Source organism: Komagataeibacter europaeus LMG 18890, assembly GCF_000285295.1.
Taxonomy (GTDB): domain Bacteria; phylum Pseudomonadota; class Alphaproteobacteria; order Acetobacterales; family Acetobacteraceae; genus Komagataeibacter; species Komagataeibacter europaeus.
On record NZ_CADP01000011.1, the window covers coordinates 35156 to 60236 of the forward strand.

At 59.3% G+C, this 25081-nt stretch carries 20 protein-coding genes, 1 tRNA gene and 1 pseudogene; 10 read left to right on the forward strand and 12 right to left on the reverse strand.

Going from position 1 to position 25081, the window contains the following annotated elements; all coding sequences use genetic code 11:
• Positions 1-6 precede the first annotated feature (6 nt).
• Genes GEU01_RS06145 through GEU01_RS06155 form a run of 3 tightly spaced genes read right to left on the reverse strand, consistent with a single transcriptional unit; the run spans position 7 to position 3640 of the window.
• On the reverse strand, positions 7-636 hold the full coding sequence (locus GEU01_RS06145; protein WP_019085367.1) for an SCO family protein: 630 nt from the start codon (positions 634-636) through the stop codon (positions 7-9).
• A complete protein-coding gene (gene polA, locus GEU01_RS06150) occupies positions 636-3410 on the reverse strand; it encodes a DNA polymerase I (protein WP_019085368.1) in 2775 nt (924 codons plus the stop codon). The genes GEU01_RS06145 and polA overlap by 1 nt, the downstream gene beginning before the upstream one ends.
• A 14-nt stretch (positions 3411-3424) precedes the next feature.
• Entirely contained in the window at positions 3425-3640 is a 216-nt protein-coding gene (locus GEU01_RS06155) for a zinc-finger domain-containing protein (protein WP_019085369.1), read from the reverse strand.
• Between the two features lie 38 nt (positions 3641-3678).
• Between GEU01_RS06155 and GEU01_RS06160 the strand changes: the two genes are divergently transcribed.
• The 7 genes from GEU01_RS06160 (at position 3679) to GEU01_RS06195 (ending at position 11579) form a co-directional block, all read left to right on the forward strand.
• Entirely contained in the window at positions 3679-4797 is a 1119-nt protein-coding gene (locus GEU01_RS06160; protein WP_019085370.1) for an alpha/beta fold hydrolase, read from the forward strand.
• A 57-nt stretch (positions 4798-4854) separates the two neighbouring features.
• Positions 4855-4931: transfer RNA gene (locus GEU01_RS06165), tRNA-Arg, on the forward strand.
• A 415-nt stretch (positions 4932-5346) separates the two neighbouring features.
• On the forward strand, positions 5347-6345 hold the full coding sequence (locus GEU01_RS06170; protein WP_019085371.1) for an aldo/keto reductase: 999 nt from the start codon (positions 5347-5349) through the stop codon (positions 6343-6345).
• Positions 6346-6964: 619 nt separating this feature from the next.
• A complete protein-coding gene (locus tag GEU01_RS06180; protein ID WP_019085373.1) occupies positions 6965-7516 on the forward strand; it encodes a hypothetical protein in 552 nt (183 codons plus the stop codon).
• Positions 7517-7824: 308 nt separating this feature from the next.
• A complete protein-coding gene (locus GEU01_RS06185) occupies positions 7825-9546 on the forward strand; it encodes a SulP family inorganic anion transporter (RefSeq protein WP_019085374.1) in 1722 nt (573 codons plus the stop codon).
• Positions 9547-9763: 217 nt separating this feature from the next.
• Entirely contained in the window at positions 9764-11209 is a 1446-nt protein-coding gene (gene cls, locus GEU01_RS06190; RefSeq protein ID WP_019085375.1) for a cardiolipin synthase, read from the forward strand.
• Positions 11210-11327: 118 nt separating this feature from the next.
• Entirely contained in the window at positions 11328-11579 is a 252-nt protein-coding gene (locus GEU01_RS06195; RefSeq protein ID WP_010510401.1) for a hypothetical protein, read from the forward strand.
• Positions 11580-11634: 55 nt separating this feature from the next.
• On the opposite strand, the gene GEU01_RS06200 is transcribed toward GEU01_RS06195, so the two are convergent.
• From GEU01_RS06200 to GEU01_RS06230, 5 genes are all read right to left on the reverse strand, one after another.
• The gene (locus tag GEU01_RS06200; protein WP_019085376.1) at positions 11635-12324 is read right to left on the reverse strand and encodes a hypothetical protein; all 690 of its coding nucleotides are present in this window, start codon (positions 12322-12324) and stop codon (positions 11635-11637) included.
• A gap of 196 nt (positions 12325-12520) precedes the next feature.
• Entirely contained in the window at positions 12521-13273 is a 753-nt protein-coding gene (locus GEU01_RS06210; protein ID WP_042710794.1) for a sulfotransferase family 2 domain-containing protein, read from the reverse strand.
• A gap of 380 nt (positions 13274-13653) precedes the next feature.
• Positions 13654-15003, reverse strand: coding sequence for an MFS transporter (locus GEU01_RS06220; protein ID WP_232272426.1), 1350 nt, complete (start codon positions 15001-15003; stop codon positions 13654-13656).
• Between the two features lie 146 nt (positions 15004-15149).
• Positions 15150-15815 carry a hypothetical protein gene (locus tag GEU01_RS06225; RefSeq protein ID WP_019085381.1) on the reverse strand — a complete coding sequence of 222 codons (666 nt, stop codon included), beginning with the start codon at positions 15813-15815 and terminating at the stop codon, positions 15150-15152.
• A 34-nt stretch (positions 15816-15849) separates the two neighbouring features.
• Positions 15850-16665 (reverse strand): hypothetical protein, encoded by an 816-nt coding sequence (locus GEU01_RS06230; protein WP_019085382.1) that lies wholly within the window; start codon positions 16663-16665, stop codon positions 15850-15852.
• 496 nt (positions 16666-17161) lie between these two features.
• On the opposite strand from GEU01_RS06230, the gene GEU01_RS26190 reads away from it, so the two are divergent.
• Positions 17162-17323 (forward strand): hypothetical protein, encoded by a 162-nt coding sequence (locus GEU01_RS26190; RefSeq protein WP_019085383.1) that lies wholly within the window; start codon positions 17162-17164, stop codon positions 17321-17323.
• A 243-nt stretch (positions 17324-17566) separates the two neighbouring features.
• Here GEU01_RS26190 and GEU01_RS06245 read toward each other — a convergent pair whose 3' ends face one another.
• The 4 genes from GEU01_RS06245 to GEU01_RS06265 form a co-directional block, all read right to left on the reverse strand.
• Positions 17567-19885: a TonB-dependent receptor family protein gene (locus GEU01_RS06245; RefSeq protein WP_232272427.1), complete on the reverse strand. Its 2319-nt coding sequence runs from the start codon at positions 19883-19885 to the stop codon at positions 17567-17569.
• 391 nt (positions 19886-20276) lie between these two features.
• Positions 20277-21527: an SfnB family sulfur acquisition oxidoreductase gene (locus GEU01_RS06255; protein WP_019085387.1), complete on the reverse strand. Its 1251-nt coding sequence runs from the start codon at positions 21525-21527 to the stop codon at positions 20277-20279.
• 39 nt (positions 21528-21566) lie between these two features.
• Positions 21567-22718 (reverse strand): acyl-CoA dehydrogenase family protein, encoded by a 1152-nt coding sequence (locus tag GEU01_RS06260; RefSeq protein ID WP_019085388.1) that lies wholly within the window; start codon positions 22716-22718, stop codon positions 21567-21569.
• Positions 22719-22722: 4 nt separating this feature from the next.
• Positions 22723-23682, reverse strand: a complete 960-nt coding sequence (locus GEU01_RS06265; RefSeq protein WP_019085389.1) for an aliphatic sulfonate ABC transporter substrate-binding protein — start codon at positions 23680-23682, stop codon at positions 22723-22725.
• 530 nt (positions 23683-24212) lie between these two features.
• Here GEU01_RS06265 and GEU01_RS06270 point away from each other — a divergent pair.
• Positions 24213-24629 (forward strand): annotated as a pseudogene (locus GEU01_RS06270) (acyl-CoA dehydrogenase family protein); the annotation flags it as partial.
• Between the two features lie 103 nt (positions 24630-24732).
• The coding region (locus GEU01_RS06275; RefSeq protein ID WP_026018546.1) for an IS4/Tn5 family transposase DNA-binding protein at positions 24733-25081 on the forward strand (349 nt) is incomplete at its 3' end.

A 25081-nucleotide genomic window follows, 5' to 3' on the forward strand; every position in this document is an offset into this window, starting at 1 on the left:
TTGTTTTCAGTGTTTGCCCGGCGCGTTCATGAGTTCCGTCATGCGCGCGGTGACATCCGCCGCCGTGGCGGTGGACGGCAGGCTGCCTGCATACCGCCCGGTGGGTGACATGATCACGATCTGGGTGGCGGGTTCCATGCTGTATTCGCCATTTTCCCCGTCATGGCGGACATAAGGGGCATGGTATTCCTTCGCCACAGCCTGCAGCATCTTGGGCGATCCCGTCATGACCGTGACATGCGTGCCGAAGCGCAGGGCATAGGTCCGCAGCACCTCCGTCGTATCACGCATGGGATCAAGGGAAATGAAAATGGGCACCACCAGATGCGCGCGGTCACGGCCCAGTGCCTCCACCCCGTCGGCCATCGCCTTGATGGTGGCGCCACAGACCGTATCGGGGCAATGGGTGTCACCAAAATAGATCATCATCCACCGCCCGCGGAAATCGGTATCCATCACCGACCCGTCGGCCCCGTTGATCAACCGGAATGAACCACCAACCGGGTTGCCATAAGTGGTCAGCGGCACGGGGGCATTGCTGGAATAACGGTAGCCGAAATATCCGGCGATCGAGGAAACCGCGAGTATGACCAGCCCTACAATAACAAAGAACCGGTCCCGTTCATTTCGCATCATCAGTGTGCATCCGCCCAATTCGTTCCGGTCCCGGTTTCCACGACCAGCGGCACCGAAAGGGTGGCTGCGGATTCCATGACCTGCCTGACGAGGGCTGCCAGACGATCGGCATCATCCTTGCGCACCTCGAACACAAGTTCGTCATGGACCTGAAGGAGCATGCGTCCGTCAAGCCCCGCATCCGAAAGGGCGGCAGGAATTCGTACCATGGCGCGTTTGATGATGTCAGCCGCCCCCCCCTGCAACGGGGCGTTGATGGCCTGGCGCTCGGCATAGTTGCGGCGCACGGCGCTTTTGTCACCAATGCCCGGCACCCAGCACCGGCGGCCGAATGGCGTGGTGACATATCCCTTCGCCCGCGCTTCGGCCTTCACGCGCTCCATGTAATCGCGGATGCCGGGATAACGGGCGAAATAGGCGTCGATGTAGTCCCGTGCCTCCCCGGGGGGAATGCCAAGCTGGCGGCCCAGCCCGAAGGCGCTGATGCCGTAGATGATGCCGAAATTGATCGCCTTGGCGCGCCTGCGCGTCAGCGGGTCCATGCCTTCGATCGGGATACCGAACACTTCGGACGCCGTGCGGGCATGGATGTCCTGCCCCAGCGCGAATGCTTCACGCAGGGCGGGGATGTCCGCCACATCCGCCAGAAGCCGTAGTTCGATCTGGGAATAGTCGGCCGAGACCAGGACATTGCCGGGGGCTGCGACAAAGGCCCGGCGGATACGCCCGCCTTCCTCCGTGCGGATGGGAATGTTCTGCAGGTTGGGATCATTCGATGACAGGCGGCCCGTTGTCGTCACCGCCATCTGGAACGATGTGTGCACGCGCCCCGTCGCCGGATTGATCTGGTTGAGCAGCGCATCGGCATAGGTGCTTTTCAGCTTGGCCAGCTGCCGCCATGCCAGAATCCGTGCAGGCAGGTCATGTCCCTGATCCGCCAGGTCCTGCAGCACCGATGAATCCGTGCCCCATGCCCCCGCCTTGGTGCGCTTGCCACCGGGCAGGCCCATTTCATCAAACAGGATTTCCCCCAGCTGCTTGGGGGAGCCGACATTGAAGTCACGCCCGGCCAGCTTGTGGATCTCGGCCTCGATCACGGCCATGCGCTGCGCGAATTCGGTGGACATGGCGCGCAGGTCATTGGCATCGACCGCAATGCCCGCGCGCTCCATATCCGCCAGGATCGGTACCAGCGGGCGCTCCATTTCCTCATACAGCGCCAGCGCGTGGTTGGTGCGCAGTTGCGGCCGGAGCACCTGCCACAGCCGCAGGGTCACATCCGCGTCCTCCGCCGCGTACGGCGTGGCGCGCGCGATATCCATCTTGGAAAACACCACCCGGTTGCGGCCCGTGCCCGTCACCTCGTCATAGGGGATGGGTGTGTGGTCAAGTGTCAGGCGCGAAAGCTCATCCATGCCCTGCCCATGCTTTCCCGCCGACTGGGCATAGGAAATCAGCATGGTGTCATCAATCGGCGCGGGCTGGACGCTGCCCGCCTGTGTCAGCACCAGCAGGTCGAATTTGGCGTTCTGGAAGACCTTGAGCACCGACGGGTCGGCAAACAGCGGTTCAAGGATTTCCAGCGCCGTTGCCACCGGCATCTGGGGCGTGCCAAGGCTGTCCATCAGGTCCACCTGATGACTGAGCGGGATATAGCACGCGCGGCCACATTGCGGGGCAAGCGAGATGCCGACCAGCGGCGCGGTCAACGGGTCAAGCCCGTCGGTTTCCGTATCCACCGCGCAGACCCCGCTGGCGCGGGCCTGTTCCACCCATTTCCGCAGCACTTCGGGATCGGTCACCGTTTCATACGGGCCATAGGGTTCGGGCGGGATGGGGGGCAGTTCCCCCGCAGGCTGACTGAGCCCGGCCGGTGTGACATGGGCGGAAATGCGCGGACGCGGCTTCGCCTTGAGCCCCATGCGCTGCAGCAGTGACGAAAAACCCATGTCCGACAGCCATGCGCCCAGACGTTCCATGTCCACATCGCAGCAGGCAAGGTCGGACAGGGGCTCGGGGCATGGCGCGTCTTCACGCAGCGTCACCAGTTGCAGCGACAGGCGCGCCATGTCGGCATGGGCCAGCAGGTTATCGCGCCGCTTGGACGCCTTCATGCTTTCAGCGCCTGCCAGTATGGCGTCCAGCGACCCGTATTCCGCCATCAGCGCCGATGCGGTCTTGGGACCGATGCCCGGCACGCCGGGCACGTTGTCCACCGGATCGCCAATCAGGGCCTGCACCTGCGCCACCCGGTCGGGCGCAACGCCGAATTTGGCCTCGACCTCCTTCACGCCGATCGGGCGGTTCCTGATCGGGTCCATCATCATCACGCCGGGACGGACAAGCTGCATCAGGTCCTTGTCGGATGAATAGATGGTGCACTGCCCGCCCGCATCGGTCGCCTTGCGGGCATAGGCCGCGATCAGGTCATCGGCTTCCCAGCCCGCTTCCTCCAGCGCCGGCACGCCGAAGGCGGCTGTCGCATCGCGCACAAGGCTGAACTGCGGGCGCAGTTCCTCCGGCGGTTCGGGGCGGTGGGCCTTGTATTCACCATACAGGTCATTGCGGAAGGTATGGCGTCCCGCATCGAATATGACCGCCAGATGGGTACCTGCATGTTCGCGCAGCAGGCGCGACAGCATGTTCGAAAAACCATACACCGCATTGACGGGCGTACCGTCGGGGCTGGTCATGGGGGGTAGTGCGTGGAAGGCGCGGAAAATGAAGCCCGAACCATCCACCAGGATCAGGTGAACCTGCTTGTCGCTGGACATGTATCAGGATGCGATCAGTGACCGGCGTCCGCCGGCGCATCGGGGCTGAGCACGAACAGCCGCGAGCAGTAGGGACAGAATGTCTGGTGATGGCCGATACGCAGGAAAACCCGCGGATGTCCCAGCGCGCCAAGCCCCCCGTCACAGGACAGGGTACGCGAATCGACAACGATGGTTTCAATCGTACCCAGACGGGGGTGCGGGACGGGATCGTGGGACAGGGCTTGCATTTTGACGGGCCTCGGGTTGTTGTCCGGCTTTGGTTTGCATGCCCGCCCGCGGGCGGGCCATGCGCTTGTCCATGATGATACGCAGGATTGCCGTGCTTTCAAACATTCGCCTGTCACGCCTGCTTTATCCAGTGCTTTTTGTGATGCTGGCAGCCTGCACCACGCGTGAAGCCCCACCCCCGGCGGCACCGGCCCGTCACCCGGATCTTGCCCGCCTGATTCCTGCGGACCGGACGGTCACGATTGCAGGCGTGGGCACGGTGCCGCTGCGGATCTGGCCTGCACGGGGGGCGGAACGCGCCGTCATCCTTGCACTGCATGGCTTCAATGACAGCCGCGATGCATGGGAACATCCTGCCCCCGCGCTGAATGCGGCAGGCATGACCGTCATTGCCCCCGACCTGCCCGGTTTTGGCCAGACGGCGCAGCGTGGCGGATGGGCGGGAACGGACGTCCTGCTGCGCACCGCATCCAGCCTTCTGGCCACGATCGGGCGCGAACATCCCGGCGTACCCGTATATGTCATGGGGGAAAGCATGGGCGGTGGGCTGGCCATCGTGCTGGCGTCACAGGCCGACACGCCACCCGTGGCGGGCTACATCCTGCTCGCCCCCGCGGTATGGGATCTGGATACCGGTACGCGCACGACCACGCACCTGATCGCCGCACTGGCGCCCCGGTGGCGGCTGAGCGGGCGCGAACTGCCTGTCCATGTCACGGCAGCCGATGACATGCTGGCCCTGGCGCGCCTGTATTATGACCCCCTGACCCTGCGGGACACCAGCACGGTGGCGCTGTCCGGGCTGACAGACCTCATGCATCGCGCGGCGCAGGCGGATGCACACATGCACGGGCGCGTGCTGGTGATCTATGGCGGCCATGACCAGATCATTCCCGCCCCGGCCATGGCACGGGCCTGGCGGCGCATGCCACGGGACACGCGGCATGACTACATCCCCGGCGGCTACCATCTGCTGCTGCGCAGCCGTGACGCCGGTCGGGTCACGGCGGACATGACCAGCTGGATCGTCAGTCCCGACAGCTTCCTGCCTTCGGGCGGGGACATGGCGGCGGCCGCATGGATGGCCGACCAGAAAGGACGCGCGGCCCCCCTGCCTGTCCTGCCGGGATGGATGGACTGGGTCGCGCCGCAATGAATTTTCCTGATTTCAGGGGTGGCATTCAGCCTGATCCCGATGTATGCAGGCGGGAGTGGACTCGTAGCTCAGCTGGATAGAGCGTCGCCCTCCGAAGGCGAAGGTCGAAGGTTCGAATCCTTTCGAGTCCGCCACATATTTTTTCAAAAGGCGCCATCCGGCCTGTCCTTTTGTGCATCCCCTGAAATCATCGGCAAGCCGAATCTGGCGACAGAAATAATACATCTGTTGTTTTTGCTATACTTTATTCATTTTTAAACAAATTTATCAATGAATATAATAAATCCAGAATTTTTATTTTAAACAGGGCCGTTTTTACGCCCATGACTGTACTATTTATCCAATATATTCCTTTCCATCCCCCGGCAGGTCGTGATCCTTACGCATGTTTCAGTATTTCCAGGGAAATATAACAGCACTCATCTCGTTAACGATGGAAGCATGGCTGTGCCCTGTGGTGACGGGTAACACGTCATCCCATGCTATGGCACGGTTGCACACATGGCGGTTGCAGCCGTCATGACCGGTTCACGAACACGGAGCGTATTCATGACTCAGGCATCTGTTACGGAAACCACGACAATCCGGGGGCTGAAACATCCCGTCTCGCGTATTGCGCTTGGCACATGGGCCATTGGGGGATGGATGTGGGGCGGCCCGGACGACCGCAACGCCATTGCCACCATTCAGGAAGCTGTTGATCTGGGCATAACACTGGTTGATACGGCACCTGTCTATGGCTTTGGCCATTCGGAGGAAATTGTGGGGCAGGCCCTTGCCGGGCGGCGGGACAAGGTGGCGATCGCAACCAAGGTCGGGCTGGACTGGAAGGACGATCACAAGCCGTTCCGCAATACCTCGCCGGCCCGTATCCGCAAGGAAATCGAGGATTCACTACGCCGCCTGCGCACCGATTACATCGACCTGTATCAGGTCCACTGGCCTGATTCCGCCGTGCCGATGGATGAAACCGCCCGTACGCTGGAAGATCTGGTCAAGGAGGGCAAGGTACTGGCGCTGGGCGTAAGCAACTTCACCATCGCCGAGATGGATGCCTTCCGCGCGGTCGCCCCGCTGGCTGCGGTGCAGCCGCCTTACAACCTGTTTGAGCGTGGCATGGAACATGACATCCTGCCATATGCGCGCCAGCATGACCTGACCATCCTTGCCTATGGTCCGCTCTGTCGTGGCCTGCTGTCGGGCAAGATGACGGCACAGACGAAATTCGGTCCCGATGACCTGCGCAGCGCGGACCCCAAGTTCCAGCCACCCCGCTTTGCCCAGTATCTGGAAGCCGTGCGGCAGTTGCAGGATTTCGCGCGTGAGAAACATGACAAGTCGCTTCTGGCGCTGGCCATTCGCTGGGTACTCGATCAGGGACCGACGATTGCCCTGTGGGGCGCGCGCCGCCCGGACCAGATCGCAGCAGTGGCCGATGCGATCGGCTGGCACCTGAGCGCCGATGACCTGCGCGAGATCGACACAATCCTCAAGACCTGCATCAAGGATCCGGTCGGGCCGGAATTCATGGCGCCCCCGGGTCGCTGACAGCGTTTTGAGATCTGACATGCGCCCGCCTGTCATGTTGTCCGCAAAGGCGACTCCATGACAGAAGGCAGGCTGCCCCGCCACCATGTCTTAGCCCATGAACATGCTCAGGATGACACATGCAAAAGTGGTGCATGGGGCAGGATGCAGAAAATCCTGCCGCGGGTCATTGATGCTGGACTGCACCTGCACGAAAAACAGTGCGCGGAATCATGACCCTGCGGGCGCATTACGGATCGGGCACATGCGGCAAATCATCCCGGCCGCATCACCTTCACATTCATGCCGGATAAAACAGTCAAACCCACCACAACAACCAGATGAGGCGTGGAACAGGCCCGCGTATGGGATGATTGCGACCATGCTGGAAACACCTGACCATGACAGGCCAGGTCATCCCGAATGAAAATGGACCGCACGCGGGACGGCGGAATAGCCAGAAGACCCACCCGGACCGGTCTGGCGCCATGCAATCGCCACCTGCCTGCGAAATGGCGCCCTCATCGCGTTTGCATTCATATTGACTGAACGGGTATGTCCCGCAAAATCAGCATGAACAGAACATCAGCCATGCTGATCGCAGCGATTCCCGACCCGGACGGGGCAAATGGAGCGACCGATGACATCCTTTCCCCTGCGGGGCATGCTTGTGGGCAGCGCCTGTGCGCTTGGCTTCTTCCACCTGCCCGGCACCCTGCGTCCGGCCCATGCGCAGCAGGCGGAAGAACATCACGGCCCCACGGCGGAACAGCGCGCGGAAATCCAGCGCGCGGTGCATGAGGCAATCCAGCAGGACATACGCAAGGTGGCGCAGTACAAGCTGCCCAAGGATTTTTTCGCCCGTATGCTGCCCCTGATCCGGCAGATCAGGCGGGCCAACATCACCCCCCCGACCCAGACCACCAACATGACGCTGGCCACCACCATCCGGCGCACGCAGGCCATGCCGCAGCTTCAGGAAATCCTGCAGGAACATGGGATGTCGGCGGAAGATTTTGTCATGAGCCTGACCACGTTCGAAATGACAAACGCCATGATCCAGGCACCCCCGCAAAAGACAAAAGACACGCCAAAGCTTGATAAGGATAACGTCAGACTGATCCAGTCCCATCAGGCACTGGCGCAGGCGCTGGTGCACGACATGGACAGCGAAAGCGAACATCTGCAATAGCGGACCATCGAAAGTTTTTCGCAAAAATTTCTGGCGAATCTTTTCTCAAAAAAACTTCAGGAAACGCCGAATTTCTGAAATAAATATAGTACCAAAAGAAATTATTACTTTTTATCAGTAATTCATTTTTCGCCTCTTTCTCCAGCACAATGCCGTCGTGACAGGCGTGCCAGCATGGCAGATGTCAGGGTCCTGCCCTTGCCAGTTGCGCGATCTTTGCCGGATATGACCGGCACTACTGAACACATGCCGTTGTAAAGGCTGGCGCGTTGCCGGTCCGGTCGTGTGGATGATGGACGGTGTTGGTCATGCAGACCGGAACAGGCAGATCGGACTCTGGAACAACGGCAGGCAGCGTACCCGCCCACAATGGGCTGCGTGCCCGGCTGCATGATATCCTGGCCGGCCTGTCGCTTGCCTCCATGAACATTCCGCAGGTTCTGGGCTACACGCGCATTGCCGCCATGCCTGCGGTAACGGGACTGTACACGGTACTGCTGCCACTGGTGGCATTCGCGTGTTTCGGGGCATCGAAACATCTGGTTGTCGCAGCCGATTCCGCCACCGCCGCCATTTTTTCCAGTGCGGTCGGTCGCATGGCGACACCGGGCAGCACGCATTACATGGCGCTGGTCAGCATGGTTGCCCTGCTCAGCGCGGGCTTCCTGCTGGTCGCACGCCTGTTCCGCCTGGGCTTTCTGGCGGATTTCCTTTCGCGCACCGTGCTTGTGGGATTCCTTGCCGGGGTGGGGGTGCAGGTCGCACTGGCCATGACGCGCGACATGCTGGGCATTACCACCACGGCGCACAACCCGTTACTACAGCTGTTCCAGACACTGGCGCAGCTTTCGCATGTCAATATCCCGACCCTGCTGCTGTCCGCCGGCATCGTGGCCATCATCATGACGGGGGACCGGCTGACGCCACGTGCGCCACTGGCGCTGGTGACCGTGGTGGGCACGATCATGGTCAGCATGACCTTTGGCCTGTCCCGGTTCGGAATAGAGACGATCGGCCCGATCGTGGGCGGCCTGCCCCGCCTGTCCATACCCGATGTGTCATGGAATGACATGCTGGCGCTGCTGCCTGCCACGACATCATGCGTTTTCGTCATCATTGCGCAGAGTGCCGCGACATCACGCGCCTTTGCCCTGCGCTTCCATGATCCGGTGGATGACAACGCGGACATACTGGGCCTGTGCGCCGCCAACGCGGCGGCGGGGCTGAGCGGGACATTCACCGTCAACGGCAGCCCGACCCAGACCGCGATGGCCGTGCGGGCAGGCGCGCGCAGCCAGCTTGCACAGCTGACATTTGCCATCGTCACGATGCTTGTACTGGTGTTTCTGACCGCGCCGCTGCAGTACCTGCCGCGCTGCGTGCTGGCATCCATCGTCTTTACCGTGGCGCTGGGCATGATCGACCTGCAGGCGATGGTCGCCATCCGGCGCGAAAGCCCCGGTGAATTCGGGCTGGCGCTGATGACCGCCGCCGCTGTCGTGGGCATCGGGGTGGAACAGGGCATCTTCCTGGCCATCGCGCTGTCGCTGTTCCGCCATGTGCGACACAGCTACGAACCCCATACGATGATCCTGCGCCGGGACGGGCAGTCCGGCCTGCTGGAACCCTATGACGTAAGACCCGGACAGCAGACCGCGCCGGGACTGATTGTCTATCGCTTCTGTGCCGACCTGTTCTATGCCAACGCCACGCGGTTCGCGCATGACGTGCAAGTGCTGGTTGACAATGCCCCGACCCCCGTCCGGTGTCTTGTAATCGATGCCAGCGCCATCACGGATATCGACTTTTCCGCCGCAAGCGACCTGCGTGACCTGTTCACGACCCTGCGGGCGCGGCATGTAACCGTGATATTTGGCCGCGTCACCCCCTACCTGCGGGCCGACATGGACCGCCATCGCATCACCCCGGTCATCAGCGCCGTCAACATCCACGCGCAGCTTCATACCGCCATCGCGGCGGCGCGAAAGGTAATGACCGACAGCGAGATATCCAAGCCCACGATACATTAGGGACAGCTTGAGACAGCCTTCCCCCGGAGGCAGCGTTCCCGATGCTTTTTGGGAAACAGCTTCTTCATGACCCCCGGGCGTCCGAAACGGTTTCCACGGGCCACCCGCGACAGGTACCCCCGCCGGTCATGACCGCCATCGGTTGTCCATGCCCAGCCAAGGCGATACGATACCGGCTGTCATACATCAATTTCCGGACAGGATGGGAAAACAGGTCATGCAATGGGGTTGGATCAGTGCGGCAACCACCATCAGTTTCCAGATCCTGTTCATCATCCGCGTCCTGCTCCGCCCCCACCGGCAGCCCGCGTCACGCGTGGCATGGGTGGCCATTATCGGTTCCCTGCCCATCCTTGGCATGATTGCCTACCTGCTGCTGGGCGAGACCCACCTGAACGAGCGTATCCTCCAGCGTATCCGTGAGGCCATCAGGCGGCTGCCCATCCCCGGCAAGACCAGCAATGCGCTGATCGATGCCGAACGTGATTTCGGGCTGCATCCGCGCCTTGCCCCGCTGTTCCGCGTCGGGCAGTCCATTAGTGGTTATCCCCCCATGGGGGGCAACAGCGCAGCCCTCATGCCGGATTCAGATGCCGCCATCACGGCCATGGTGCGTGATATCGATGCGGCGCGGGAACATGTGCATATCAGTTTCTATATCTGGCTGTCCGACAATAATGGGATGAAGGTGGTCGAGGCCCTGAAACGCGCGGCAGGACGCGGTGTGACATGCCGCGTCATGGCGGATGACCTGGGATCACGGCGCCTGATCCACAGCCACCACTGGCGGGACATGCAGGCGGCGGGCGTGCGGCTTGTGCGTGCGCTACCCATCGGCAACCTGCTGCAACGCCCCTTTCGCGGGCGGTTTGACATGCGCAACCACCGCAAGGTTGTCGTCATTGACAACCGTGTAACCTATTGCGGCAGCCAGAACTGCGCCGACGCCGCATTCCGGGTTAAGCCCCGCTTTGCCCCTTGGGTTGACCTGGTCACACGGTTTGAAGGCCCTGTGGTGCTGCAGAACCAGCACCTGTTTGCAACAGACTGGTTCGGCCATACCGATGAAGACCTGACCGAACTGCTGGCCACGGCAGCCATACCGGCAGGAGACGGCTTCGTGGCCCAGGTCATCGGGACAAGCGCCGCCGTGCGCTATGCCGCGATGCCGGAAGTGTTTGTGTCACTGATGAATGCGGCGGCACGGGACCTGACGGTTACGACACCCTATTATGTTCCTGACGAACCCATACAGGCCGCCCTGTGCGCAGCCGCCCGGCGCGGCGTGAACACGACGCTTACGGTTCCCACCCGCAATGATTCATGGATCGTCGCCGGTGCCAGCCGCAGTTATTACCGTGAACTGCTGGAAGCGGGGGTCAAGCTGTATGAATACCCGCACGGCCTGCTGCATACCAAAGCGCTGACAGTGGACGGGAAAATGACCATGATCGGATCAGCCAACCTGGACCGGCGCAGCTTTGACCTCAATTTTGAAAACAATATCCTGTTCGTGGACCCCGCGTTCACGGCTGACATCCACGCACGCCAGAAGACCTATACCAATGCCGCCACCCCCGTGACACTGGACATGGTCATGAACTGGCCGAAATACCGTGTCCTGTGGAACAATGTCCTGGCGATGGTTGGCCCCGTTTTGTGAATAAGCGAGATATAATATCGGCTCTTGAAAACGCTCCCGCCGGACCCGACATCTGGGGAGAGAGCCCGGCCAATCGTACGGGCAACCTGCATCGAATGGCAACAGGAGAAACCGGATCATGAGTACCGCTGAAAACCTTCGCAAGCTCAGCCCTGAAGACATTCAGGAAATCACGAAGCATTTTGAAAAGTCCCTGCACCAGCACAAATCCGAACTGCACAAGCAGATCGCGGATCATCTTGCCGGCCTGAAGGGGGAAGTCCGCCTGCATGAAAACAGGATCCCGACCTATTGCAAGGTGTTCGGGTTCCTGATTCTGGCGGCGGCATCAGTGGTCAGCTATGCCTTCGGTCGCAAGTCCGCGGAATAAACAGCCTGTCCGGGCCGCCGCATATCCACGCGGCGGCACGGGAACGCGGCACCGATCATTTGACAGTCGCGGCGTTCGTGGCCGGGACTGTTACCTGCGTCGCTTGTACCTGCGTTGCTTCCTCGGGCACAGGGGGCGTTCTGGGGGAATGGAACGCGGAAATCGGTCCCAGCGGGCCGCGTCTGACATGTCGCATTGACGCGACCGGCTTGCGCACGCATCCCCGTGTCACAATTGAACAGACCCCATCGGATCCGATGATTTCGTCATCATCGCCGCTGTAATGCAGATCCACCACCTTATCATCCTCGATACGGATATCCGCGACGCAGGTCTTGCCCGCGCCGCCCACGGCTGTTTCCGTCAGGTTGACCAGGGTCTGTAGCGGAAAAAGCGTTGAATCATTCGTGGACGGGATATTCAGCGTGCGTGAATATTCAAATATCTGCACGTGATCGTCTATTTTCTTGATCTTGTCGGGAATGCCCACGCATGACTGCACATCCGTGCTGTTCATGCCGATCATGGCAAGCTGCGCACGGTGCGCAGTACGGGAGTCCGTATAACCACACCCCGCAAGGCCACCGACAGGCAACAGGACGATACATACACCACCGATACGCGACAGGAAGGTGTGGAACAGGTGATTGCTGCGGTGGGTCTCAACTGTCATGCGGCTGTGTTGCTCCGAAATGGGGATGGTCGTTCTGACAAGGCGGATTCTGGTACGGCCTTCATCAATCATCTTTCGCATATACGAAACAGGAATTCATGAAGGAAATCCTGTTTTCCTGCACTGCGGCCATCCAGCCACACCGGGTGTTTACCAGCCCGGCATCTGCTGATGCGGTTTTTTATGTAAACTGTCCGGATCCGTTTTTCATGTCCGGTCGATGAATCCGGTGCGCAATGCCGGTCCAGTCGCACCCTGAAGATGTTTCTTATACAAAATCGAAAGCGGACCGGCGCGGCAGGGATGGCGATGTCATATCCGCCAGGCGGGACAAATGATTATGCCTGACACTGGCAATCAGGTCGTAATCCTGACGATAGATCTGGCGTATGCGCGTAATTTGGTCGGCACTGGGCATTTCGTCCGCGCCGCCACCTGCATTGGCATGACCGATGGGGTTGGACGTATAATTCCGGACAAAATCCTGTATGCGGCGCATATAATCCATCAGGAACAGGCGATCCACCGCAACCTGCCCATGCTCATCGGTCAGGTACCACGACTGGGGACGGAAGATGTGATCCATGTCGTAGCATGAATGGACATGGGCGATATGATCCAGCGCGTCGTCAATCCCGTTGAAAGCCATATAGGCCGGACGGAATCCCTGCGCCACATGCCGCGCCTCGCTGCCACCCGCACGGGCATAGTGATAGGCGGACATGAAACGCTGCACCGGGTCACGCAGGATGGCAAAGGAAGGAAAACCCACCAGGTCAGGGATGCGACGCCGAAAATACCGGATGGTTTCGTGTCCTATGTCCATTCCGTACAGGGCACGCGCCACGGATGTCCCGGCATTCTTGGGCACATGGATAAACAGCACGCCGCGCGCACGCACCATATCCGCACGTTTAAGCCGCTTGGGACCAGGGGGATAGGGAATGCGTAGTGACGCCAGGCGTTCATGCACATCACTGGACATTCTGACCCGCAGGATAGGTTGCAGCAGCGTTTGCATGGACGCGTTCATTCCACATGGTACGACCGACAACGATCAGTACAATATTATGCGCCTGTAGCCTTACGGTGCATGAATAAAGGAAACGAAATGAAACGATCGCGCGAATTCCACGGGGCATGCGGGCGATCCATATACGGAAATGCACCTTTGCCCGGCAGGAATGGACCTGTGCGAAGGGGCTCCTGACGCCTGTCCACAAGACCCGTACGGTTGCCTGTTATCGTAGCATGCCATGTTTCATGGCCGGATGCTGGCATATTGGCTGGTCTGCTCATGCATATGCCGTGACGCATCAGCCTGCCATATTCATCCCCGCCCGGAACGGCTGACCTGTCGCGGCATGGAAAAACCGGGCGCCACTTTCCCGCGCATCCCCATCACGCGTGGGGATGCAGGGTCTGTTCCGGTTTCGCCACCACGGCGTGGGTGGCGCTGGTCAGGGGGTGCGGCACGACTTCACGGGGCTTTTTCGCCTGTCGCCGGACATAATATTCCGCCAGTCCCACCAGCCCGAACCCGATAAAGGCAAAACACGAGGACAGGACCGGCAGCCCGCCATAGGACCAGTGGGTATCCACGATATGACTGCCCGCCCACGCACCGACCGCGTTGCCAAAATTGAAGGAACTCTGGTTCATGACGGCGGCAATGTTGGGCGCGGACCCGGCACAGGCGACCACGTATGTCTGCAGCGGAGCCATGGGCGCATAGATGAACACCCCCCACAGGAACAGCAGCACGAGGCAGATCCATGGATGCAGGCTGCCGGGCACCAGAAGCACCTGCACGATCGCCACGGCGGCCATAAGCCCGGCGCACGATGGCAGCATCTTCCAGTCCGCCAGTTTCCCACCCAGCAGGTTGCCCAGACACAGCCCGCCCCCGATCATGAGCAGGATGACGTCAATCGCATGCGTGCTGAAGCCGGACCGGGTCTGCAGGAACGGGGTGATATAGGTAAACAGGGTAAACATGCTCGACGACGTGCACATTGAAACCAGCATCATGGTCACGACCAGCGGGTGCAGCATGGCCCTGAACTGCGCCGATAGCGGGATGGCGGGACCACTGGCCCGGTCCTGTGGAATCCACAGCCACATGGTGGTCCATGCCAGCACGCCCACGGCACAGATCAGCCAGAACGCCATGCGCCACGATGTCATCTGCGCCACGACCGTGCCCATGGGCACGCCAAGGATCATGGCCAGCGTCAGCCCGATATAGACCAGCGACAGGGCTTCCGCCCGCCTGGCCGGGGGCACGACCTGGGCCGCCATGATGGACGCCGCGCCATAGAATGTCCCGTGTGAAAATGATGTCAGCACGCGCGCCAGCATGAGACTGGTGTAAGTAGGGGCCAGGGCGCTGCACGCATTGCCCGCGATGAAGATTGCCATTGTCAGCAGCAGCGTCGCACGGCGTGACAGGCTGTTGGTCAGGATCGCCACCAGCGGCGATGCAATGGTCACCCCGATGGCATAGCCCGACACCAGCAGTCCCGCCTGCGCGATGGAGACATGCAACCCGGCCGAAAGCTGGGGCAGCAGCCCCATGACGATGGTTTCCGTCGTGCCAAGGCCAAACGCCCCGATAGCAAGGGCCAGCAACGCAACAGGCAAGATACGCGTCCTTGAATTTACGGTAGCGGCCCATGCCGCCACGCCGGGAGAAGGGTCGGACGCACCGGGAAACGGATGCGCACCTTCCCATCCGCAACCGCAGGTCATGGCGGTCTGTCCGTCAGGGTGGGAAAGGGCGGCTGTACCAGATTTCTCTGTTCCTGACCGCAGGGAAATGCAGGTAATTTGGAAATATATTTTATGCAGGGACCTGATACGCATGCAGGAACGTAAAATTAATACATATCTCTTATTTAATGTTTTCTGTCCATGTTACCATGTCCATATGTGCCGGGATCAGGTCTGCGGCCCCGCCGCAGGCTGACAAATGGCGTCACCGGCGCGATGGCCGTGCAACGCGTGGCGTCCCATGCATGGATCAGGACACGGATGGACTGGCGCAACGTGTCGCGATCCACCATCAGGCGCTTTGCCTCATCCTGTCGCACGCGATCATTCTGCCCGAACAGGACTGCTTCATATCCCATCTGCCGCCCCATTTCGACATCGGGCAATGATGACAGCGGCGCATAGGATAGCGACAGGCTGACCTGCTGGCTGTTGGTGCGGCTGGCATCGGTGGCAAGGCCAAGGGTCGGGGCGGTCGTGAGCGCCCCCACACTGAATTCGCCGCCACGGGTAAAACTACCGGCAAGCTGCAGCGTCACGTCCCCCGCAATCGTGCCCACCACGGGGTCCGCTGTCTGTTGTGCGCACTGCGCGGCCCGTACCGCCTGGCCGAAACGTGCATCCTGCTGCGTGGTCCAGTCGCCCGCATGTGAAACGGGTACCGCCCCCGCCCGTACCAGCGTGGACTGTATGCCCGCCATGGCGGCCGGGATCGTGGTCTGTACGGCGTGGCCATGCGCACAGCCGGACAGGCATGCGGCAACGGCCAGCATGGGCATAAGGATTTTCATGATCATCCTGCAAGCGAGAGCGTTGGTGGCGATTTCAGCGGGCGGTGGTGGACGACACGCCGGCAAGATAGGCTTCGTTACTGGCGACAAGGGCATCCCAGTCCTGCCCCGTGGGGGCGAGCATCCCGTTGGGCAGCAACTGCCGCCATGCCAGGCCATGGGCTTCCATCAGGCGACTGCGCAGCCACCGCCACGTCGCTTTCTGAAGGGCGCCCCATGTCAGCAGCGTGACAAGGTCGGTATCCGCCGTGCCGTCATAATCCCATAACAGCAGGCAGTGGCCACCCGCGCTGCCCGGTGTCGGGTCACCATGGCTGGCGGGCGTGACGGTGTCCCATACCGGGGCAAGGCTGCCCGCGGCATCTTCCCACATATCCGCCTGCGCAAGCCGTACCCCGAGATAGGCGGCGGACAGCCCCGCCGTGATGTTGCGGATGCCATTCAGGTCGCCAGCATCCACGCTGCCCCATAACGGAAACAGCGTCTGGTCAGCCAGGACGTATCCTGCCCGCAGCGCGGTGACCAGGACATCCACTTCCACCCCACCCTGATCCGTCTGTGGATTACCCGGCACATACCCGGTTGAACAGGCATAAAAACGCACCGCATCGTCCGTATCCACCGCAATCTGGTAACCCGCCAGCGCCGCCGTGGCACGGATATGATTACCGATTCCCGCTGCCGTGCAGTCCCCCAGCACGTCATTGCCCAGCATGCGTGGCGCGGGATCGATCCGTTCGCGCGCCAGTCGCGGCGGGGCCTTGCGGGCCATGAAATTACGCATGCCCGATAGCAGGGGCTGGCGCGCCTGTACCCGGGCGGGAAGGCAGCCAAGTTTACGCAGCGTCATTGCCTGTATCCATGTCTGACCGGACGGGCACAAAATCCCATCCATTTGGTACATCCCGAAAATTAAAGAATTTTTTTACTGAATATTTTTTTTAAAAAGGCGGTAGCCGAAACCTTTTATTACTCAAGAAGACTATTTTTACGGTCTCGCAACAGGAGGAAATATAAATACGAGGGATGCAGGCAGCAAACGCAACGACACGGTCCTGCTCAACACGGCATGCTGGCAGGGCCAACCCGCGATCATCTGCAAAAATTGCCGGGACAGGATCTACACATTCCTTTTCATGACAGAAAAAAAATGTAAAAACAGTGGATTATGAGAAGAAAATGGCATTCCCTGTGCCATGCGCCATCGCAGCATGGTTGAGGAAAGAATGGAATAACCCATTTTACTGATTGACAGGAAAGTGTGTTATTTTTAAGGCGATGTTATCGTTTTACGGTCAAGACCTGAATTGTGTTGCGTCATATTTCAGCAAAAGGTTTTCTGGATCATGTCACTTGAAAGCATTGCCCTGTCACAGACAGGCCAGCACCATGACGATCGTCCCGCCAGCAAACCGGCAGGATACCGCCACACGCCAATCCGGGGCATCATCTTTGGCCTGATGTTCAGCGTGCCATTATGGGCGCTGGTATTCTTCCTGCTTCGGTAAGGAACTGCTTTTGAAACAACCTGTTGATAAAAAATCAGCAGGATTTCAAGGATGCTGCTTTTCCTGAAGCTTTTTCATGATTTGCAGGCGGGATGTGGCCGGCGTATCGCGCTGCGGGGCCATTTACGGCCCCGGCCTGCAATCCGGATCCGACGGGGTGTCCGGGCAGAAGGCTGGATGATATCCCCCTGCCCTGTCATGCGCCCTGTTTTTTTGCTGGCAGGTCCGGACCGCCGCCCGTGATCAATTGAACCCGATGGACACACCCGCAAAAATGCCGAACCCGTCACCCGACAGCATGGCGGCAGGCTGCTGTCCGTTGCTGGTGGAATAGACCGGCACCACACCCGTTGCGTAATGTTTGTTGGCAAGGTTGTGCAGGCTCAGGAACACCTGTCGGTGCTTGTTTGGCCAGAGGTAACCGATATCAAAATTATAGATATGATAGGGCGCGGCCTTGTACTGGTTGTCATACGAAGCCAGCACCGAAGACGAGACTTCCACATCGAATGAAGTATAAAATCCGTTCTTCATATCAAGGTGCAATTCTCCCTGATAGAAATGACGCGGAATACCGGGAATGTAGTTGTGTCCCCATGTTGCGTCATGGTTGAAGCGGAAGCTCTGGAATGTATAGGCCTGGCGAAGCGAAATGATGTTGCCCTGCCATTTGTACAACGTTGAATGAAAGGACGTTTCAACCCCCTGATGCGTTGTGGGCGATGCATTGCCGTAAGTGGAGTTGTTGTACAGGATGGAATTAGGGGTCGCGACCGCCAATAATTCGTTATGAACGGCGGAGTGGTAGTAGGTGACACTCCATTCCGTACCGGCAAAATGGCCGCTGGTGCCCACTTCAAATGTCGTGGCCGTCTGGGGACGCAGGTTGGCCCAGTCTTTTGTCAGGCCCGTGGCGATCCCCGATGTATAATTGGCGCCCGAAAGGTACTGCCAGTCCTGCGGACTCTGCACGCTGCGGCTGACATTGCTGTACACCTCGACATTGGGGGTGATGACATAACGGAACCCCGCGCGCGGTGCGAAATACAGCGCATTCTGGCTGAAGGAACTTGTCTGCGGGTATGTCTGTGATCCCGAACGCGGGGTGTAGCTTAACGCGCCGGCCGCGGTCAGCCAGAAGTTGTGAAAAAGTTCGGTATTGTTGCGCACATGGAAAACCGTATCACTTCCCCCCAGGTGCGAACGGGTCACAAGGGTGCCAAGCGCATAACCGGGATAGGCCGCCTGCCGACGCACCCGGTTGTCAATGGTGGCGTCAAGGTCATGCGATGTATAGATACCGATATCCGTATCACTGGCATGCCCCAGCAGCTTGTCCTGACGTGTGTAATTCACCATGCCCGTGGCGTAGTCGATATTGTACAGTGACGAGGTATTACCCAGTTCATGGTCCATCGGCGCGTTCAGGTAGGCGAAGCCAACGGTCAGCCTGGACTGGTCATCAATACGGATCCTCAGCCGGTCGGCAGCATATTTGGTGCCGGGTTCAATGGTCTTTGTGCCCCATGTCGCATATTCGGGCTGCATCTGGCGCGGATTGTCACGGATCTGGTCACGCGTCAGATAATAGGGGTTGCCTTCCCATGTCTGGCGATAGCGGAAGAAAAAACGGTTATCGACATTGTCGCTGAATTTGTAACCGTAATTGAAATTCACACCAAAATTCGTGGTCTTGGTATTGTCCTGGTAGCCCCCGCGATAGGAATTGGTAACACTGAGATAATAGTCGGATTTGCCGATGACAGTGCCCGAACTCAGCTGTTCCTTCACGTAGCCGAAACTGCCTGCTTCCACACGAGCCTGATAACGCTGTGAATTATATCCCGTCTGCGTGACGTAATTGATCGCGCCACCCAACTGGGTGGAACCGAAATCGATGCCATTCCCGCCGCGCATGATCTCGGTATACCGGATGCCCAATGGTTCCTGCAGTTCATTGACCGTGCCAATGGGCGTGGTCAGCGGAATATCGTCAAACAGGAACATAATGCCCGCACGCGTGGCGTTCAGTCCTGTCTGGATGCCCGAACCACGAATGGAAATACGCAGGTCATCCGATCCGCAGGGGGCCTGGGCAAATACGCCCGCCTGATACTTGAATGCATCCGCATTGGTGGCGTTCCGTCCCTTCAGCACGGTGGCCGCGTCAATGACGCTGGTGCCGCCGGGAATGGTTTTCAGGTACACCTCCGCCTGATGCGTTGCCGCACTGTGATGATGCACGGCAATATGTTCGACCGTGCTGGCATCCAGCCCGTTACCATCCGCATGACCATCATGATGGCTGGCTGCGTCATGTCCCCCTGCGGCATGCCGGACAGGGGTGCGGTGGGGGATACGATGCGTGGTCGTTTCATCCGGCGCGACAGATACGGCAGCCAGGGCGTGATGGGATGCAAACAGAACGCCAAACAGACCACTGGCGAGGACAAAGGTGCGTTTGCCCTGTGCCTCCCCGGCAGGGATCCGGCCACGATACAGCTGGGGATGGAGATGGGGAGGTAATACGGTGGAGGGCCGGAATAATTCACTTTTTAACATTGTAGTTTTTCCATTATGACCGCAAGGAACGCATTAATTTGTTAGCGGCCAGAATGGACTTTTCATACAGGCATGAAGGTCTGGAATTCCAAAAATACGGAACAGTTGTACCAAAACAACATATACACATATATAATAGTTAATTATAGGCAGCCCATGCAGCCACGCGACCCGGATGTCCATGAAATTTTAAAAAATTATTGTTTTTTATCATATAATTAAACAAAATTATGATCGGTATGATTCCATAATCAGAAACGACAGCAATCATACCGAAAGCAGAAATTTTCTTCCCATCAACGCAACGGATTGCATATCCGACAGGAAGTTGCCCTCTGTTTGGCCTACATTATTATACAGTTTTTATTTGTTATTTATGCACCCTCCTGCCCTAGCTCCATGCATGTAACGGTGGCAGGGCATGGTTCAGGTAGTAATTTCCCACAATCGCATATTTCCAGCGTACCGGATCATGCAGCGTGTGCGTACGCGCGTTACGCCACAGGTAATCAAGGTTCAGCTTCCGGTCCGTGGCGGATGCGCCAGCCAGTTCGAACAGTCTGTTTGTCGCCTCCATGGCGCTTTCGGTCGTCAGAACCTTGGCCTGCGCTGTCTCGATCTGAGCGGTAGCGACACTTTGCGCACTTGGGGTTGAAACGGCGTAATCAATGGCATCACCTGCCCTGTCCAGCAGGGCCAGTCCAGCATTCAGGCGTATTTTCAACGCCCCGACCATCTGGATTGTATAAGGATCGTCCGATGCCTTTTCCTGTCCACTGTCGATCCACGCGCGGGCGCGGGTATGGACCAGATCGATTGTCGCATCGATTGCCGCGTCGGCCAGGCCCGCGTCGATGGCCGCCTGTATGAACTGCGATATGGCGCTGTCGGCAAATGGCGCGTCAGGCCTGTAGGCCTTCCAGACCGGGATGACACGGTTGCGTGGCACCTGCACGTCCGTCAGTTGCACGGTGCCGCTTGCCGTTCCTTTCTGTCCAAATGCAGACCAGTCATTGATGACATTCAGGCCGGGCGCATGACGCTCCGCAATGGCAAGATGGCTGTGCCCGTCTTCATCCAGTGCCACGATCTGCACCAGATGTGCCGACAGCGCCCCCGTGCAGTAATGCTTGATGCCATTCAGGGTAACGGTGTCGCCCGTTATCTGAAAACGTGTTTTCAGCGCCCCGACATGCCTGATGCCACGTTCTGAAAATGCATTGCCAAACCTGTATCCTTTCAGCACCAGCGCAAACAGGTCGCGCGCCTGTTCTGGACTGGCGCAGGAGACGAGGCTGGCGATCGTGGCGAAGTGATTCTGGCTGAGTTGCGCCACCGCTGAATCCGCTTTTGCAATCAGCCGGATCACCTGTCCCAACGTGCGGTAGGACACAGCGGCCCCGCCATAGGCGCGTGGCACGGTAATACCCCACAGCCCGGAACCGGAAAAGATGTCCAGTTCACGCGCGGGAAAGCGGTTTTCATGGTCGCGTTGTGCGGCCCCTGGCGCGATCTGCCGGGCGACTTCGGCTGCAATGCGCAATGCCGCGTCATCATTCGCGATGACGGGCACGCCAGCAGGCGGCAGGGGAAACGGGGGGACATCCGTCTCACCCGTGCCGACAAATTCCGTATGGGTCATGGTAGGTCCAGTCTGGATGGAATCAGGGATGATCGGGATTCATGACAGCGCCCGCTGGCCCGCGATCCGGCGCAGCAATTCGCCATGGGGTGCATGGATGCGGCCACACAGCGCGTCACGATGGGCGCGTTCCAGCGGGTTATGGGCAGACAGCCCAGCATTGCCCGCAAGACCCAGCAGGGCGGATGTAAAATCGGCCGCCGCATCGACCACGCGGGATTTGATCACCGCCGCATGCGCATTCAGTTCGGGCAGGGGGCGTGCGGCCGTGACATCCGCGGCATAAAGCCGCAGCAGCATGGCGTTCATGTGCAGCGTAATGGCGAAGCCCCCCACGGCGTCGCGCATGGCGGGCAGGGTCGCAAGCGGTGCGCCCAGATTGGATGGCACGCGATTTTTCAGAAATTCGCCAAACCATGTCAGCGCGGACGTGGCGATGCCATTATACAAGGCGCCCAGCAGGCCCGTATTCCATAACATGAGGATATTGCGTCCTGCCGGGGGCGTATCGGGCGCGTGCAGGCCCAGCGCCGCATCGGGCGGAAGCACGACCTGCGTGAAGGTGACTTCATGGCTGTTGCTGGCGCGCATGCCGATATGGTCCCAGTTTTCAATGACATGAATACCCTCCGCCGTGGCCGGGACCATGAATGTGCCCACCCGCACCGGGTCTTCGTCCGTGCGGGCGCGCACCAGCAGCCATGACAGGCCGGGAATGCCGGTGACATAGGCCTTGCGTCCATCCAGCACCCATCCCCCGGCCGTGCGGGTCGCCACCGTGCCGGGCAGGCCGCCGCGCGATGCGGAGCCAAGATCGGGTTCCGCCAGCAGGATATTGGTCAGCCGGTCATGCTGTTCCTCTTCCATCCAGCGCACGAAAACACCGGAGCCGAATTCGTGGTGCGCAATCGCGGCGCGTACCATGTAATGGTTGACCATGACCAGCGCGGTAGAAGCATCGCCCTGTGCAATCCGGCCCACGATGTCCTGCACCACGCCAAGGGTAAACGGCATGGGCCGTTCGGGGGTGGAAATACGCAGCGACAGCAGTCCCGCCCGGCGCAGGTCATCAATATTCTCCTGTGCAAAAATCCCGGTGCGGTCATGGTGCGCCGCACGGGTGGCAAAGCGCGCCTGCAGGTGCGTTGCCGCATCAATGGCGTCATGTGCGGTATATCGTGTCAGAACCATGGTCTCATGCCCCCCGCACAATGGCCCGGACATCCGGCACGGTCGGGATCAGATGCGCATGGAACAGGGTTGCTGCAATATCCTGCTGTTCCGTCACGACGGCCGGGTCCAGCGGTGCGGGTTGCAACGCCAGTTGCGCCAGTGCACGGGTAATGACGGGACGGGACAGGCCGGTACCGGCGGCAATGTCCGTGGTCAGCGTATCGGCATGATCCGCCGCCCATTGCACGCAGTCCTGTCGCACCTGCGCCAGCAGGGTGAAGAAGTCACCCGGATTGCGGTCCGCAAACGGCCTGCTGGCGATCAGGAACTGCCGGTTGGTCGTCACACCCTGCGCATCCACCAGCAGGCGGCCTTGCGTATCCACCAGGGCCGCACTCAGATACGGATCCCATATTGCCCATGCATCCACGCGCCCGGTCTCGAACGCGGCACGACCGGCGGCGGGCGGCAGATAGACAGGGTGGATATCCGTCCATGCAATCCCCGCACGCTGCAGTAGTACCAGCAGCAGGTAATGTACGTTGGACCCACGGTTCAGGGCAATCCTGCGTCCCTTCGGATCAGCCGGGGTCTGTATGGGACTGCCGGCGGGCACCAGCACGCCTTCGCCATGCGGGGCGGGGGCGGAACAGCCGATACAGGCCAGCCCATCAGGCCATGCGGCCTGCGCCATGACCGGGGGGGCATTCCCGGTTTCGCCAATGTCGATGGCATCCGCCGCAAGCGCCTGCAGCAGCTGGGGACCGGCAATGAATTCGGACCACTGCACATGCATCCCACGCGGGACAAGGGCGCGTTCCAGCAACCCGCTATGTTTCAGCACCACCAGCGTGCCGTACTGCTGGTAGCCCACGCGGACCGTGACATCCCGTGCCGCATGCGCCCGGCGCGGCATCCACGCGAGGCATGACAGCGCCATGCCAAGACCGGTCAGGAACGTGCGACGTGAATACCGTTTCATTGCAGGCTTACCTGTAACAGGGGTGGGACATATGCCGTCCGACAGATCCCTGCCGGTTGCTGAATCGGGCCAGGGATGGAGGATATATTTAACAATATAAAACCGTTAATATGTATTTATGACATTATAAACGTAAATTCATATGTCAACGGGATAATTTCCCTCTGTCCGGGTTTTCAACACGATCATGCCGTGTAGACCATGCGCCGATTCAAGGGCTGTGCCGTCCGGGCATTATATAACGATAAAATTTGTATAATTTAACGGAAGTGTGCCTGCTCCATATAATACGATTCAATCGTGTTATATTTTTATAAAAAATATCTTTTGAAAACAGATTATTAATAAAATCGTAACACTCATTTTAAACCATATTCCAGTGAAATTTGTCAGATTTCCTCCTCGATCCCTCATATAAAATCATACGGAATAGTTGTTATTTTATTGACTCGAATATCTTAGTTGTTAATGTGTGTGAAATGTAAATGCGCATACGACATAGTTAAAATATGCACGCAATCGAGGTCGCCATGACAGATCCGGTACATCTCCCACACGGCTTTTCCCCACGGATTGATGCGCTTGCGCACAGGCTGCGCCCGGTTTTCGCGCGCATTGCCGATGGCGCCATTGATCGCGAAGAAAATCGTATCCTGGCCCATGATGCGGTACGGTGGCTGCTTGATGCCGGTTTTGGCGCGCTGCGCGTGCCGGTGCGTCATGGGGGCAGCGGGGCCAGCCTGCCGGAAACCTTCGCGTTGCTGGCCGAACTGGCCGAAGCGGATTCAAACCTGCCGCAGATCTTCCGCGCCCATTTCGCCTTTGTCGAAGGGCGTCTGCATGAAGGCGACAGCGCGCGCGCCGCATACTGGCTGGAACAGGTTGCACAGGGCGCCCTGTTCGGCGCCGCCATGGCTGAACTGACGGACAGTACCGGCACCACCACCCTTGCAGTTACCCACAAATCTGCTGTTCTTGAATTTTGTGCTTGATGCAGATGAATCTGTTGTGATTCCTTTTCTGTCACCTTTATGCAGGCGGGGTGTGAGAATGGTACAGGATTGGGTCATACAGGAAATATCCGGATCTGACCTTGGCGACGAGCGCCTGAACAGGCGTCTGGGCACGATGCTCGCGGCACTTGCTGAACGACCGGGCAAGTCTCTCCCGACGGCATTTCAGGATTGGTCTGCGACCAAGGCAGCATATAGATTTTTTGCAAATGCAAATGTAAGCGAAGACAAAATCCTTGAAGGGCATTTTTCTGCTACCGCCCAGCGTTTCGATGCGACTGCAGGGCCAGTCCTGATCCTGCAGGATACAACGGAGTTTTCCTTCACCCGAGCATCTCCCGAAAAGATCGGGTTTACCAAGGTCTCTACGGGAGGCAGGGAAAAAA